The organism is Streptomyces sp. NPDC054863, from assembly GCF_053610825.1.
Genome location: NZ_JBSGZD010000010.1, coordinates 1 through 14,218, shown reverse-complemented (window position 1 = coordinate 14,218; position 14,218 = coordinate 1). Strand labels below are relative to the sequence as shown.

Here is a 14,218-nt window from a genome sequence, read left to right as displayed (position 1 = left end):
GGGCCCCGCGCACCCGTAGGCCCGTGAATCCGTGAGCACCGCCCGAGGGGAGTCATGCCATGCGCGCAGCCGTACTGCACGAGATAGGCCAGGACAAGCTCGAAGTCCTCGACGACGTCGAAGCGGTGGGCTTCGGACCCGGCAAGGTGAAGATCCGCGTCCGGGCCACCGGCCTCTGCCACTCCGACGTCTCCGCGATGAACGGCGTACTGCCGCAGCCCGCCCCCTTCATCCCCGGCCACGAGGGCGCGGGCGAGATCGTGGACGTGGGCGACGGGGTCACGGGGCTGGCGGCCGGTGACCGGGTGCTGGTGTGCTGGCTGCCCGCCTGCGGCACGTGTCCGGCCTGCAGGCGCGGCCAGACGCACCTGTGCCTCGCCGGGTTCATGAACGCCGGGACCCCCAACTTCAAGCGGCCGGGCGGGGACGTCTTCGGCTTCGCGGGCACCGGCACCTTCACCGAGGAGGTCGTGGTGGGCGCCGGGTGCGCGGTGCCGATCCCGGACGACGTGCCGTTCGAGATCGCCGCACTGATCGGCTGCGGGGTGACGACCGGGCTCGGCGCGGCCATCAACACCGCCCGGGTGGAGGCCGGTTCGTCGGTCGCCGTCATCGGGTGCGGAGGCGTCGGGATCTCCGCGATCCAGGGGGCGCGGGTGCAGGGCGCGGCCCAGATCGTCGCCGTCGACCCGGTCGCCTCGCGGAGGGAGGCCGCCCTCGGGTTCGGCGCCACCGAGGCCGTGTCGCCCGACGAACTCGCCGACGCCAAGCAGCGGATCACCGCGGGCGAGGGCTTCGACTACGTCTTCGAGGTGGTGGGCAGGTCCGCCACCGCCCGCACCGCGTACGGGGCGACCCGGCGCGGCGGCACCCTGTGCATCGTCGGCGCGGGGGCGATGGACGACTTCTTCCAGGTCAACATGTTCGAGCTGTTCTTCGACGAGAAGCGGATCCTGCCCTCGATGTACGGGGGCGGGGACGTGCTCCGTTCGTACGAGCGGGCCATCGCGCTGTGGCGGGCGGGCCGCATCGACCTGGAGAGCATGATCACCCACCGGGTCCAACTGGCCCAGATCAACGAGGCGTTGGAGCAGATGCGTACGGGCGAGGCCCTGCGTACGTCCATCGCGCTCTGAACCGGTTGCAACTGTCCACATCGGAAAGGGAGTTGTGGGATGTCACTGCCTCTCGAAGGCCTGTCCGCGATCGTCACGGGTGCGGGGCGCGGCCTCGGCAGGGCCGAAGCGCTCGAACTCGCCGCTCTCGGCGCGCGCGTCGTCGTCAACGACTTCGGCCAGCCGGGCCGCGACGGCTCCGGCGCCGCGTCGGCGGGGCCGGCCGAGGAGGTCGCGGCGGAGATCCGGGCGGCGGGGGGCACGGCCGTGGCACATCGGGGCGATGTCGCCGACCGCGAACAGGCGGGCGAGCTCGTCGAATTGGCGATCTCCGAGTTCGGGAAGCTGGACGTCCTCGTCAACAACGCGGGCATCCTGCGCGACCGGATGATCTTCTCGATGAGCGAGGAGGAGTGGGACACGGTCATCCGCGTGCACCTGAAGGGCCACTTCAACACGACGCACTTCGCGGCCGTGCACTGGCGCGAGCGGTCGAAGGCGGCGGGCGGGCCGGTGTACGGGCGGATCGTCAACACGTCGTCGGAGGCGTTCCTGGCGGGCTCGGCGGGCCAGCCCAACTACGCGGCGGCGAAGGGCGGCATCGTCGGCCTGACGACGTCCACGGCGATGGCACTCGGGAAGTACGGAGTGACCGCGAACGCGATCTGCCCGCGGGCCAGGACCCGGATGACGGAGGACGTCTTCGCGGGGTTCGCGGAGCCGTCGGGCGCGGACGAGATGGACGCACTGGCCCCCGAGCACGTGTCGCCGCTGGTCGGCTACCTGGCGTCGCCGGCGGCGGGGCGTATCAACGGGCAGCTGCTGGTGGTGCACGGCGGGATCGTGGCGGTGATGGAACGGCCGCGGGTGGCGGCGAAGTTCGACACCTCGAAGGAGGCGTTCTCGTACGAGGAACTGGACGACGTGCTCTCCGGGTACTTCGCGGGGCGGCCGGAGGGGGAGAGCTTCGGGGCGGCGGAGGTGTTGGGCCTGAAGCGGGGATAGCGCGGTGCGGGCGGGTCCGCGGCGCGTAGCCGGTGGGGGCCGGGGTTCGCGGCTCGCACCGGTGGGGTCGGGGTTCGGGGCTGCGTACCGTGCTCGGACTGCGTCCGTGTGTCCTCACGCGCCGGACGGGCTGAAGTCGTCCGTCCGGCGGTTGGGGCGGCGGCCGGTCCCTGGCCCCCGTGCCTCGCGGGCGCCGGCCTCCTGGGCCGCGAGAAGTCCCACTAGCCCGGTCCTGGGCCCTTCAGCGGGGACACCGGCCCGCTCAGCAGGGTCGGAGCCGGTACCCGCACCATCACCGGGACGCCGGTCCTGACCATCGCCGGGGCTGCGGCGTGCGCCTCCCCGGGGGAGGGCTGAGGCAGGGGCGTCGGCGCGGGTGAGGGTGCCACCGGCGGTGCCGCAGCGGGCGTGACCGGCGGCGTGACCGGCGGCGCGACCGTGACCGGCGAGGTCCGGGTCTGCGGAGCGGTCCGGGCCCCCGGCCGCGTCCCGACCCGCTGCAACCGCCCCATCAACGGGGCCTGTTGAAGAGGTACGGGCTTCCGGGCGGTCGCGGCGTCACCGTCCCGGGAGCTCGGGGAGCTCGGGGAGCTCGGGGAGTCCGGGGAGTCCGGGGAGTCCGGGGAGTCCGGGGAGTCCGGGGAGTCCGGGGAGTCCGGGGAGCCCGAGCAGTCCGGGGATTCCGCAGGACCCGGCGGCCCGGCGGCCCCGTGCCCCGCCGCCGTCCCCTCCTCCTCCGTCAGCGGCGCACACACCTCCGCCACCCCGCACGGCACCGCCCCCGTCGCGAACGGCAGCCGCAGTACGCCCTCGCGGGTCCACAGGCCCGCGCCCGGCAGCCAGCCCGCCGGGGCGGCGAGCTGGTGCAGTCTCCGGCCGGACGGGCGCCACATCCCGAACCAGCCCGCCGGGGCCGGGCAGGTGCCGCTCGCCGCGTCGATCCGTACCGCCACCGCACAGCTCTCCGGCATCAGCACCTGGCCCGGCTGCGCCGCGAACGGCGTGACCGTGCAGTCGTCGACCCGCAGGCAGTCGGGGAAGCGGACCGGCCGCGTACTGCCCAGGACCCCCCAGCCCAGCCGGTCCTCGCCCGGGGCGTCCGAGCGGATCACGATCAGGCCGCTGTCCGGGTCGGCGAGGAGCAGCCGGTCGTTGCTGTGCTCGGCGATCTGGAGGAGCGGGGTGACCTCGCCGCCCCGCTCCAGGTCGACGGCGACGGACTTGACCGCGCCGCCGTCCTCCGGCTCCCGGTCCAGGGCGAGCATCCGGCCCGTGCGGTCCAGCCAGACCCCGCCCGTGCACCGGCCCGGTACCTCCGCGACGTGCTCCGGGCCGAACGCGCCGCCCGCGACCAGCCACACCGCCGTCGAATGCGGCCCCACCGCGAGCGCGTACGCCGCCGAACCGCCGGGGGCGGGCGGCAGCAGGGTGAGCGGCCCCGCCCCGAACTCGATCGCGCCCAGCGGGAGTTCACCGGTCGCGGGGCCGGTCGGGTAGAGCAGCGAGAACACGTGCCGGGCCGCCACCTCCCGGTGGATCAGCACCCGGCCGTCGGCCAGGGGCAGCACCTCGGTGCCGGGCTCCTCCGGCTGGTCGGCGGGGAGCGGCACCGCGTACGGCTCGGGGCCGTCCAGCGTCCAGCGCTCCGGGAACCACGCCTCGCCGCCGCCGGCCAGCCGCGCGGCGTACGAACCGTCCGCGGCGATCGTGAACCCGCATCGCCGCACCGCGCCGTCCTCCGGTGCAGTCTCGATGGCACAGGCTGTCATCGTTCGTCACCTCCGCCCGCGACGCTAGTTTTCGCCTTTCCCACCGGACAACACGAGTCACGGCACTTCACACATAAGGGTGGCCGTCCGCTCGTTCGACCGGTACCGGCGGGACGGGTGTGCTGAAGGGGTCCGTCGGCGGACGACGTAAGGTTAGGTTCGCCTAAGTATTCCGTCCCCGAGAGTGAGCACCACATGTCCTCGTCCATACGCCGCCGCGGCACCGCCGCCGTCACCCTGGCGGTCACCGCCGCGCTCGCCCTGTCCGCCTGCGGCGGCGGGGACGCCAAGGGCGAGGGCGAGAAGAAGTCCGACGGCGGCAAGTCCGTCGCCCAGGGCGGCAAGGACTTCGGCGACGCCGCCCGGAAGACCGCGGCACTGGGCACCGACGCCAAGCCGGGCCAGTTCCCGCGCACGATCACCCACGCCATGGGCAGGACGGAGCTGACGGCGGCGCCCAAGCGCGTCGTCGTCCTCGACGTGGGCGAGCTGGACAACGTCGTCTCGCTGGGCATGCAGCCGGTCGGCTACGCCCCGGCCGAGGGCTCGCAGGCACTTCCGGAGTACCTGAAGAAGGGCGCGGGGAGCCCGAAGAGCGTCGGCACCATCAACAGCCTCAACCTCGAAGCGATCGACGCCCTCAAGCCCGACCTCATCCTGGGCAGCAAGCTGCGCGCCGAGAAGCAGTACAAGCTGCTCTCCGAGATCGCCCCGACCGTCTTCTCGATCCGCCCCGGCTTCACCTGGAAGGAGAACTTCCGGCTGAACGCCGCCGCCCTCGACAAGAGCGCCGAGGCGACCGCCCAGCTCGCCTCGTACGAGAAGAAGGCCAAGCAGCTCGGCACCGACGTCGCCGCCGCCCACGCGGGCAAGAAGCCGACGGTCACCATGCTGCGGTACATGCCGGAGAAGACCCGGCTGTACGCGAAGGCCTCCTTCATCGGCACCATCCTCGACGACGCAGGCCTGCCCCGCCCCAAGAACCAGCAGGTCAGCGACCTCGCGGTGGAGGTCAGCCCGGAGCGGATCGACGAGGCCGCCGCCGACTGGATCTTCACCGGCGTGTACGGCGACGCGGACAAGACCAAGCGCGAGAAGGCCGAGAAGAACCCGCTCTGGAACAAGCTGGACGCCGTCAAGAAGGGCCAGGCCAAGGACGTACCGGACGAGACCTGGTACCTCGGCCTCGGCGTGCTGGCGGCCGACGAGGTCCTCGGCGACCTGCGGGACTTCCTCGCCAAGAAGTAGCCGGGCGGAAAGCTCCACGACGGCCGGCCGGCGTCCGGGCGGAGGTCCACCGGCTCCCGGCCGGAAGCCGGGCACCGGCGCAGGCCGAAGGGGCACGGACGGCAGGTAGCCTTGCCTCCGTGCCCCGTCTGTCTGAAGTCATCGCCGCGCTCGACGCCCTCTGGCCCCCCGAGCGGGCCGAGAGCTGGGACGCCGTCGGTACGGTCTGTGGCGACCCGGACACCGAAGTGACCCGCGTCCTGTTCGCCGTCGACCCCGTCCAGGAGATCGCCGACGAGGCCGTGCGGCTGGGCGCCGACCTGATCGTCACCCACCACCCGCTCTATCTGCGCGGTACGACGACGGTCTCGGCCGGCCACTTCAAGGGCCGCGTCGTGCACACGCTCATCAAGAACGACGTCGCCCTGCACGTCGCGCACACCAACTCCGACACCGCCGACCCCGGGGTCTCCGACGCCCTCGCCGGGGCCCTCGACCTCCGGGTCGTACGCCCCCTCGTGCCGGATCCCACCGATCCGCACGGGCGGCGCGGCCTCGGCCGGATCTGTGAGCTCGACCACCCGGAGACCGTGCGTGAGTTCGCCGCACGCGCCGCGAAGCGGCTGCCCGCCACCGCGCAGGGCGTCCGTTTCGCGGGCGACCCGGACGCTGTCGTACGAACCGTCGCCGTCAGCGGCGGGTCGGGGGACAGCCTCTTCGACGCGGTCAGGGCGGCCGGTGTGGACGCGTTCCTGACCGCGGACCTGCGCCACCACCCGGTCTCCGAGGCGCGCGAGAAAGCACGCGAGACAGCACACGACGCGTCACCGCTCGCGCTGGTCGACGCCGCGCACTGGGCCACCGAGTGGCCCTGGTGCGAGCTGGCGGCCGGACAGCTCGAAGCGATTTCCGACCGCGAGGGGTGGAACCTCCGGGTCCACGTCTCGTCGACGGTGACCGACCCCTGGACATCCCACTTCTCTTCCGCCTTCTCTTCTCCTGGAGCCCCCAACTGAACGCCGCGCCCGCCGACCAGATCCGACTTCTCGACGTCCAGGCCCTCGACGCCCGGCTGTCCCAGCTCGCCCACAAGCGCTCGTCGCTTCCCGAGCACGCCGAGATCGAGTCGCTCACCAAGGACCTCACCCAGCTGCGCGACCTCCTCGTCGCCTCGAAGACCGAGGAGAGCGACACCGCCCGCGAGCAGACCAAGGCCGAGCAGGACGTCGACCAGGTCCGCCAGCGCGCCGTGCGCGACCAGCAGCGCCTGGACTCCGGGGCCGTCACCTCCCCGAAGGACCTGGAGCACCTCCAGAAGGAGATCGTCTCGCTGGCCAAGCGCCAGGGCGACCTGGAGGACGTCGTCCTGGAGGTCATGGAGCGCCGCGAGTCCGCGCAGGAGCGCGCCGCCGAGCTGACCGAGCGCGTCGCCGCCGTGCAGGGCAAGGTCGACGACGCCACCGCGCGCCGTGACGCCGCCACCGCCGAGTTCGACGCGGAGAGCGCGAAGCTCACCAAGGAGCGCGAGGTCGTCGTGGCCTCCGTGCCCGCCGACCTGATCAAGCTGTACGAGAAGCTGCGCACGCAGTCGGGCGGGGTGGGCGCCGCACGCCTGTACCAGCGCCGCTGCGAGGGCTGCCAGCTGGAGCTGAACATCACCGAGGTCATGGAGGTCCGCGCCGCGGCCCCCGACGCGGTGCTGCGCTGCGAGAACTGCCGCCGCATCCTGGTCCGTACGTCGGACTCGGGGCTGTAGAGCCGATGGCTCGCTCTGTCGTCGTGGAGGCGGACGGCGGCTCCCGGGGCAACCCGGGGCCCGCCGGTTACGGTGCGGTCGTGCTCGACCCGGAGACGGGCGAGACCCTCGCGGAGGCCGCCGAGTACATCGGCGTCGCCACGAACAACGTCGCCGAGTACAAGGGCCTGATCGCCGGTCTGCAGGCGGTCCGCGACCTCTTCCCCGAGGCGCGGGTCCACGTCCGCATGGACTCCAAGCTCGTCGTCGAGCAGATGTCGGGGCGCTGGAAGATCAAGCACCCGGACATGAAGCCGCTCGCCGCGGCTGCCGCTGCCGTGCTGCCGCGCGCACAGGTGCGGTACGAGTGGATCCCGCGCGAGAAGAACAAGCACGCGGACCGGCTCGCCAACGAGGCCATGGACGCGGGCAAGAAGGGCAAGCAGTGGGAGCCCTCGGGCTCGACCGCCGCGCTGAAGACTTCGGCGGGGGCCGCTGCGGCCGGGGCCGCCGTCGCCGAACCGCCCAGGGTGGTCGGTGACGCGGCGGCCGGAGCGGCGAAGGCGCGGGCGGCGCTGGCGGGGCTGCGCAAGCCCGCTGCGGACGAAGGGCTGTTCGCGCTGGACGAGGAGCCCACGCAGGCCGAGGCCGCGGTTCCGGCCGTCGGCTGGGGGCCCGCCGCCGACCTGGGCGCGCCCGCCACCTTCGTCCTGCTCCGGCACGGCGAGACCCTCCTCACCCCGGAGAAGCGGTTCTCCGGCAGCGGCGGATCCGACCCCGAGCTGTCGGCGGTCGGCCGCAAACAGGCCGAGGCGGTCGCCGCCTCGCTCGCCGCACGCGGCACGATCCAGGCGATCGTCAGCTCCCCGCTCACCCGCTGCCGCGAGACGGCGGACGCGGTCGCGTCCCGGCTGGGCCTGCCCGTACAGATCGAGGAAGACCTGCGCGAGACGGACTTCGGTGCCTGGGAGGGCCTGACGTTCGCCGAGGTCAGGCAGCGGTACACGGAGGACCTCGACGCCTGGCTGGCGTCCTGCGAGGTCGCCCCGCCCGGCGGCGAGAGCTTCGCGGCGGTCGCCGTGCGGATCTCGGCTGTGCAAAGCCGGCTCGCCGAGAAGTACGCGGGCAGGACGGTCCTCGTCGTCACCCACGTGACACCGGTCAAGACGCTCGTACAGCTCGCGCTGGGGGCTCCGCCGGAGGCCCTGTTCAAGATGGAACTGTCGGCGGCCTCGCTGTCGGCCGTCGCGTACTACGCGGACGGCAACGCGTCCGTGCGGCTGCTGAACGACACGTCGCACCTGCGCTGAGCAGCGTCCGTCCCTTCCCGTACGCCCGTACGGTACGAAGCCCCCGGTGTCGCCGCCGGGGGCTTCGCCGTACCGCCCAGCGAAGTGCCGCCGCCTAGCGAAGTGCCGCCGCCTCGCGGGCCAGCTCCTCCACCCGGCCCCAGTCCTTGTCGCGGAGCGCCTGGGCCGGGAGCATCCAGGTCCCGCCCACGCAGCCGACGTTGGGGAGGGCGAGGTAGGACGGGGCGGAGGCGAGGGAGATCCCGCCGGTCGGGCAGAACCGGGCCCGGGGGAGCGGCGCGGACAGCGACTTGAGGTACGCGGTGCCGCCGGCGGCCTCGGCGGGGAAGAACTTCATCTCGGTGACGCCGCGCTCCAGCAGGGCGACGACCTCGGAAGCCGTGGACACCCCGGGGAGGAAGGGGAGCCCGGACGCCTTCATCGCGTCGAGGAGCGAGTCCGTCCAGCCCGGGCTGACCAGGAACCGCGCACCGGCCGCGACGGAGTCGGCGACCCCGGCGGGGGATATGACGGTCCCGGCGCCGACGACCGCGTCCGGCACCTCGTCCGCGATCGCCCGGATCGCGTCCAGCGCGGCGGGGGTGCGGAGGGTGACCTCGATGGCGGGCAGCCCGCCGGCGACGAGGGCGCGGGCGAGGGGGACGGCGTCGGAGGCGTCGTCGAGGACGACCACGGGGACGACGGGGGCGAGGTCGAGCACGGAAGGCAGCACGGAGGATGCGGAGGAGGCCATGGGAGCATCCTGCCGCGCACCGAGTGTTCTGTGCAACGAGCGTTGCGCAGTGTGCAATGAGCTGGTGCGGGCTACGCCGCGATCAGCAGTGCCTCCGCGCCCACCGGCCGGTAGCCCGCCGCCTGGAAGGCGCGGACGCTGCGGGCGTTGCCCGGGGCCTGCTGCGCCCAGATCACGTCGCCCGCCGGGATCATGTGCCGCGCCGACTCCGCCAGTGCGCGCCCCAGACCCCGGTGCCGCGACTCCTCGTCCACCTCGATCGCCGTCTCCCAGCGCCCGGCGAGACCGCGGCCGACGATCAGGATGCCGCCGCCCTCGGCCGCCCAGACCCGTACCTCGTCGCGGTACTTGCGTGCCCGCGCCACCCTCGGGTGGTCCGGGTCCTCGATCGGCGTCAGCTCCAGCGGCGGCGGGCCCTCCAGTGCGGAGGCCAGCGTGAGCGAGCCGACCGTGTCCATGCGGCGGCCGGTGCGCACCATCAGCGCGGCCAGGAACGCCGGGTGCAGGGAGGCCGAGAAGGGGTCAGGACAGGCCTCCTCCAGGGTCGCCCGTATCCACTCCGGGTCCTGGTCGGAGAAGATCACCGAGTGCGCCGTGAAGGCGAGCACCCCCGCGTCGCGGGGGCTCGGCTGGGGCACGACGACGGTCCGGCCGTCGGGCGCCGGGTACTGCCCCTGTGCCACGGAGGTCAGAATGTCGCGCAATGAGCTGGGCACAGGGTTCCTCTGGTGGGTTTCGAACGAGATGCAGTTGTTGAGTTTCGGGTGAAATGCAACCTGTCCACTCTACGCGCATCAACCCGGTGCTCCGAAGGGCCCCGGGCCGCCCCCGGCAGACCCGGCGGGCTTCGTCGGACCTCGTCGGAACTCGGCGGAACCTCAGTGGATCTGCCGGACCACCACGTCCAGCGACCACGCCCGGCCCGCCTTCGCGGGTTCCGTCGCCTCGACGACATGGCCGAGGTCGCGCAGCGCGACGACCAGCTCGGCCGGGTTCGCCGGGGCGGCGCCCGCCACCAGGAGGTCCCGTACGATCCGGCCCTTCGTCGCCTTGTTGAAGTGGCTGACCACCGAACGCTTCTCGACGCCGTCGACGATCTGCGCATGCAGCACCCGCACGGTCGCCGTGCGGTCCGCGACGTCGCCCTGCGGCTTCCACGCCGCCGTGTACGCGGACGAGCGCAGGTCGAGGACCAGCCCGTCCCCGGCCGCCTCCGGCAGCACCCGGGCCATCACCGGCCGCCAGTACGCACCGAGCGCCCCGAGCCCCGGCAGCTTCACGCCCATCGAGCAGCGGTAGGAGGGGATCCGGTCGCCGACCCCCACCGCCCCCCACAGCCCCGAGAACACCAGCAGCCACTGCCGGGCCCGCTTGCGGGCCGCCGCGTCCAGGGACGCCAGGTCCAGGGCGTCGTACAGCACACCGGTGTAGATCTCCCCGGCGGGACGGGTGGCGGCGTTCCTCAGGTCCGCGTTCTTGGCGACCTCGCCGCGCAGCCCCTCGCTCAGCCCGAGCACCAGCCGGGCCTTCTCCTCGTCGCCCCTGCACAGCTCCACCAGCTCGTCCAGCACCGCCGTCCGGGCCGTCGTGAGGCCCGGCAGCGACAGGGACTCCGGCTTCAGCGGGGCACCGCGCCCCGGAGCGGCCTTTCCTTCGGAGGGCGGCAGGAGGACGAGCACGGGTGACTCCATTCGTACGTAAGGGATCAGCGAGGCAACGGTAATCCGTTGCGCGGGTGCCCCGGACCGCCTTCTTCCGCCGTGCCGCATCCCGCCGGCCGTCCTACGCTCGACCCATGCCACGCCGCCAGATCCATGTGACCGGCGCAGCCGAGGCCGCCCCGCTGCGGGCCGCCCTGCGCGAGCTGCGGACGACGCTCGACGTGCCCGCCGACCCGGCGGGGCCCGACGCCTTCCCGCCCGAGGTGATGGCCGAGGCGCAGCGGACGGCGAAGAACCCGCGGCTGCCCGCCGATCCGTACGACGCGACGGCCCTCCCCTTCTTCACCGTCGACCCGCCCACCTCCACCGACCTCGACCAGGCCATGCACCTGGCGAGGCGGGAGGGCGGCGGGTTCCGGGTGCACTACGCGATCGCGGACGTGGCCGCCTTCGTGGCCCCCGGCGGGGCGCTCGACGCCGAGGCGCACCGGCGGGTCACCACCCTCTACTTCCCGGACGAGAAGGTCCCGCTGCATCCGCGGCTGCTCTCCGAGGGGGCCGCGAGCCTTCTCCCGGACCAGACCTGCCCGGCGCTGCTGTGGCGGATCGACCTCGACGCGGACGGGGCCGCCGTCGCCACGGACGTACGCCGCGCCCTGGTCCGCAGCCGCGCCAAGCTGGACTACGCGGGGGTGCAGCAGCGGATCGACGCCGGTACGGCGGAAGAGCCCCTCGCGCTGCTGCGCGACATCGGGCTGCTGCGCGAGGAGCAGGAACGGGCGCGCGGCGGCATCTCCCTCAACGTCCCCGAGCAGGAGATCGAGCTCCGCGACGGCGCCTACCGCCTCACCTACCGCACCCCGCTGCCCGCCGACGGCTGGAACGCGCAGATCTCCCTCCTCACGGGCATGGCCGCCGCCGACCTCATGACGGCGGCGGGCACCGGCATCCTGCGCACCCTCCCCGCCGCCCCCGACGGCGCGGTGGCCCGGCTGCGCCGCAGCGCACGGGCCCTGGGCATCGACTGGCCGCACCACACCTCGTACGCCGACGTCGTCCGCGGTCTCGACCCGGCGCGGCCCGCCCACGCCGCGTTCCTCCAGGAGTGCACGACCCTCCTGAGGGGCGCGGGCTACACCGTCTTCACCGGCGGTCAGATCCCCGACCAGGCGGTGCACGCCGCCGTGGCGGCCCCGTACACCCACTGCACCGCACCCCTGCGCCGCCTCGTCGACCGGTACGCGGGCGAGCTGTGCGTGGCGGCGGTGGCGGGCACCGAGCCCCCGGAGTGGGTGCTTTCCGCACTTCCCGAGCTTCCGAAGGAGATGGCGGAGGGCACCCGCCGGCAGAACACCGTCGAGCGCGAATGCGTCGACATCGTCGAGGCGGCCCTCCTCAAGGACCGCATCGGCGAGCTCTTCGACGCGCACGTGGTGGACGTCAAGGACCGTGAACCGACGGTCGGCACCGTCCAGTTGGACAGTGCCGACCTCGCCGTCATCGCCCGCGTCGAGGGCGGCGGCGACCTCCCCCTCGGCGAGCGCATCAGGGTCAGGCTGACGCAGGCAGACCCGGGGGCGGCGAAGGTGCTGTTCGCCCCCGCTTGACGGTGCCGGCTCCATCGGCGGCGCCCGCCCGCACCCTCCGGACCGCCTCCACCAGCCCCCGTGCGTCGTCCGCGTGGAAGCGCACGGTCGTCACCGGCCGGCGCTTGCCCAGCAGCGACACCGCCTCCACGCCCGGCTCGCTCAGCTCCACCGTCACCGAGGTCTGCGACGCCACCGCCAGCTCCAGCAGCCCGTCCTCCTTCTTCCCCGGGTTCAGCCCCAGCTCGTACCGTACGGAGACGATCCGCTCGGCCGGAATCAGCAGGTCCACGTGCGCCCCGGACCGCACCCGCAGCCCGCCGTCGGCCCGTACGACATGGGGCCGGGTGACGGCCGCGGCGTGCAGCCCCACGATCAGCACCACGGTGTACACGTCCAGCACCAGGAACACCGCCTGCACCACGGGCACCCCGGCCAGCAGCACATGCAGCCCCACGGTCTCCACCACGCACACGAACGCGAACCCCCACAGCAGCGCCGCCTGCGCCTTCGCGTGCCCGAACGCGAGGTCCCCCGCCCCGACCCCGTGCCTGCGCCGCGCCGCCCACCGCCCGATCGACGCCATGATCCGCAGCTCGTGCCCCAGCAGCCGCAGCACGGGCTCCGGCACCAGCTCGGCCACCGCCTCCCGCGTCGTACGCCCCTGCCGCCGCAGCCGGACGAACACGGCCAGCTCGGCCACGACGACCGCCACCACCACCGCCTCGGCGGCGAGCAGCACCGCGGAAGGCACCCGTACGCCGCTCAACAGGCAGACGAGAAGCACCAGTTCAGCGGGAAGTGCGGTGTAGGCAACACCCCTCAGCAGCTTTCTCATCCGCCTTCACCCCTCTTGGACACGATCCGCATGGCCTGCCGTACGACCTCCGCCTGGGCGGGGGCGAAATCGGCGAAGAACGCCCGCAGGAAGGTGTCGTTCTCGTCGAGCACCGTCCCCTGCTCCCACATCCCGTCCGGAATGCAGGAGGCCAGCGCGCGCGCCGCCACCGCCACCCGGGGATCGTCGGCCGGTGCGTCCGCCAGCGCGTCGAGCAGGGCGTACACCTCCTGGGTGCGCTCCGCGGCGCCCGGCACCGCCGCCGCCTCGCGCAGCGCCTCCACCATCCGGCCGCGCACCTCGGGCGGTGCGGTGGTGTCCAGCAGCGCGAGCATCTCGCGGTCCTTCGCCGCCGCGTCACCGGCCGCCGGAAGCTCCCGCAGCAGCTCGCCCAGCTCTGCCGAAACCGGCCCCTCCGGCGACAGGCTGCCGTCCCGCGCCTGCTCAAGCAGCATGCCGATCCGCGCCCGCCGGGCCCCGATCTCCGCCTCCTGCCGGGCCAGGTCCTCGTCCAACTCACCCAGGACTTCGGCGAGTTCGCGCCCCGCATCGTCCCGTACGACGTCCCGCACTTCGTCCAGCCCGAGCCCCAGCTCGGTGAGCCGCCTGATCCGGGCGAGCACGACGGCGTCCCGCAGCCCGTACTCGCGGTAGCCGTTGGCCCGTCGTACGGGCTCGGGCAGCAGTCCGACGTGGTGGTAGTGCCGTACCGCACGCGTGGTGATACCGACGAGCGCGGCGATCTCTCCGATCCGCATGCTCCCAGTAGAAACGTTGACGCTGCGGCAAGGTCAACCACCGCCGGGCGCCGTCCGTCGCGCCCCACCCCGCCGGGTAGCATGGTCGGCACGGCAGACGAGTCGGCCGGACGGCCGCGTGAGGACCCTTCGGGGATCCTCCCGAGGAACGTCCGGGCTCCACAGAGCAGGGTGATGGCTAACGGCCACCCGGGGTGACCCGCGGGAAAGTGCCACAGAAAACAGACCGCCTGGGACCGCGAGGTCCTCGGTAAGGGTGAAACGGTGGTGTAAGAGACCACCAGCGTCCGGGGCGACCCGGACGGCTAGGTAAACCCCACCCGGAGCAAGGTCAAGAGGGGCCGTCGCAAGACGGCTCTGCGCGGACGTCCGAGGGCTGCTCGCCCGAGTTCGCGGGTAGACCGCACGAGGCCGGTGGCAACGCCGGCCCTAGATGGATGGCCGTCTCCGCGGCTGCCGCGAGGCGACCGCGAGACAGAAC

13 protein-coding genes and 1 other RNA gene are annotated in these 14,218 nt (G+C 73.3%); 8 read left to right on the top strand and 6 right to left on the bottom strand.

Going from position 1 to position 14,218, the window contains the following annotated elements; genetic code table 11:
- Positions 1 to 59: 59 nt before the first annotated feature.
- Together ACWGIG_RS03965 and ACWGIG_RS03960 are read left to right on the top strand one after the other, a co-directional pair.
- Positions 60 to 1,136, top strand: coding sequence for a Zn-dependent alcohol dehydrogenase (locus ACWGIG_RS03965; RefSeq protein ID WP_453319910.1), 1,077 nt, complete (start codon positions 60 to 62; stop codon positions 1,134 to 1,136).
- Positions 1,137 to 1,175: 39 nt separating this feature from the next.
- Entirely contained in the window at positions 1,176 to 2,120 is a 945-nt protein-coding gene (locus ACWGIG_RS03960; RefSeq protein ID WP_453319909.1) for a 3-oxoacyl-ACP reductase, read from the top strand.
- 221 nt (positions 2,121 to 2,341) lie between these two features.
- On the opposite strand, the gene ACWGIG_RS03955 is transcribed toward ACWGIG_RS03960, so the two are convergent.
- The gene (locus tag ACWGIG_RS03955) at positions 2,342 to 3,889 is read right to left on the bottom strand and encodes a hypothetical protein (protein ID WP_453319908.1); all 1,548 of its coding nucleotides are present in this window, start codon (positions 3,887 to 3,889) and stop codon (positions 2,342 to 2,344) included.
- Between the two features lie 195 nt (positions 3,890 to 4,084).
- Here ACWGIG_RS03955 and ACWGIG_RS03950 point away from each other — a divergent pair, with 195 nt between their 5' ends.
- The 4 genes from ACWGIG_RS03950 (at position 4,085) to ACWGIG_RS03935 (ending at position 8,161) form a co-directional block, all read left to right on the top strand.
- The gene (locus ACWGIG_RS03950; RefSeq protein ID WP_453319907.1) at positions 4,085 to 5,137 is read left to right on the top strand and encodes an ABC transporter substrate-binding protein; all 1,053 of its coding nucleotides are present in this window, start codon (positions 4,085 to 4,087) and stop codon (positions 5,135 to 5,137) included.
- Between the two features lie 119 nt (positions 5,138 to 5,256).
- Complete coding sequence (locus ACWGIG_RS03945; RefSeq protein ID WP_453319906.1) at positions 5,257 to 6,132, top strand: Nif3-like dinuclear metal center hexameric protein; 876 nt, start codon at positions 5,257 to 5,259, stop codon at positions 6,130 to 6,132.
- Positions 6,129 to 6,872 (top strand): zinc ribbon domain-containing protein, encoded by a 744-nt coding sequence (locus ACWGIG_RS03940; protein WP_453319956.1) that lies wholly within the window; start codon positions 6,129 to 6,131, stop codon positions 6,870 to 6,872. The genes ACWGIG_RS03945 and ACWGIG_RS03940 overlap by 4 nt, the downstream gene beginning before the upstream one ends.
- Positions 6,873 to 6,877: 5 nt before the next feature.
- On the top strand, positions 6,878 to 8,161 hold the full coding sequence (locus ACWGIG_RS03935) for a bifunctional RNase H/acid phosphatase (RefSeq protein WP_453319905.1): 1,284 nt from the start codon (positions 6,878 to 6,880) through the stop codon (positions 8,159 to 8,161).
- 94 nt (positions 8,162 to 8,255) lie between these two features.
- Here ACWGIG_RS03935 and eda read toward each other — a convergent pair whose 3' ends face one another.
- From eda to yaaA, 3 genes are all read right to left on the bottom strand, one after another.
- Positions 8,256 to 8,894 carry a bifunctional 4-hydroxy-2-oxoglutarate aldolase/2-dehydro-3-deoxy-phosphogluconate aldolase gene (gene eda, locus ACWGIG_RS03930; protein WP_453319904.1) on the bottom strand — a complete coding sequence of 213 codons (639 nt, stop codon included), beginning with the start codon at positions 8,892 to 8,894 and terminating at the stop codon, positions 8,256 to 8,258.
- A gap of 71 nt (positions 8,895 to 8,965) precedes the next feature.
- Entirely contained in the window at positions 8,966 to 9,610 is a 645-nt protein-coding gene (locus tag ACWGIG_RS03925; RefSeq protein ID WP_453319903.1) for a GNAT family N-acetyltransferase, read from the bottom strand.
- 162 nt (positions 9,611 to 9,772) lie between these two features.
- Positions 9,773 to 10,573 (bottom strand): peroxide stress protein YaaA, encoded by an 801-nt coding sequence (yaaA, locus tag ACWGIG_RS03920; RefSeq protein ID WP_453319902.1) that lies wholly within the window; start codon positions 10,571 to 10,573, stop codon positions 9,773 to 9,775.
- Between the two features lie 116 nt (positions 10,574 to 10,689).
- On the opposite strand from yaaA, the gene ACWGIG_RS03915 reads away from it, so the two are divergent.
- The gene (locus ACWGIG_RS03915; protein WP_453319901.1) at positions 10,690 to 12,162 is read left to right on the top strand and encodes an RNB domain-containing ribonuclease; all 1,473 of its coding nucleotides are present in this window, start codon (positions 10,690 to 10,692) and stop codon (positions 12,160 to 12,162) included.
- On the opposite strand, the gene ACWGIG_RS03910 is transcribed toward ACWGIG_RS03915, so the two are convergent.
- On the bottom strand, positions 12,107 to 12,979 hold the full coding sequence (locus ACWGIG_RS03910) for a hypothetical protein (RefSeq protein ID WP_453319900.1): 873 nt from the start codon (positions 12,977 to 12,979) through the stop codon (positions 12,107 to 12,109). The two genes, ACWGIG_RS03915 and ACWGIG_RS03910, sit on opposite strands and share 56 nt — an antisense overlap.
- Positions 12,976 to 13,737, bottom strand: coding sequence for a MerR family transcriptional regulator (locus ACWGIG_RS03905; RefSeq protein WP_453319899.1), 762 nt, complete (start codon positions 13,735 to 13,737; stop codon positions 12,976 to 12,978). Before ACWGIG_RS03905 ends, ACWGIG_RS03910 begins: the two co-directional genes overlap by 4 nt.
- 98 nt (positions 13,738 to 13,835) lie before the next feature.
- Between ACWGIG_RS03905 and rnpB the strand changes: the two genes are divergently transcribed.
- Positions 13,836 to 14,218: RNase P RNA component class A (gene rnpB, locus ACWGIG_RS03900), an RNA gene on the top strand; the annotation flags it as partial.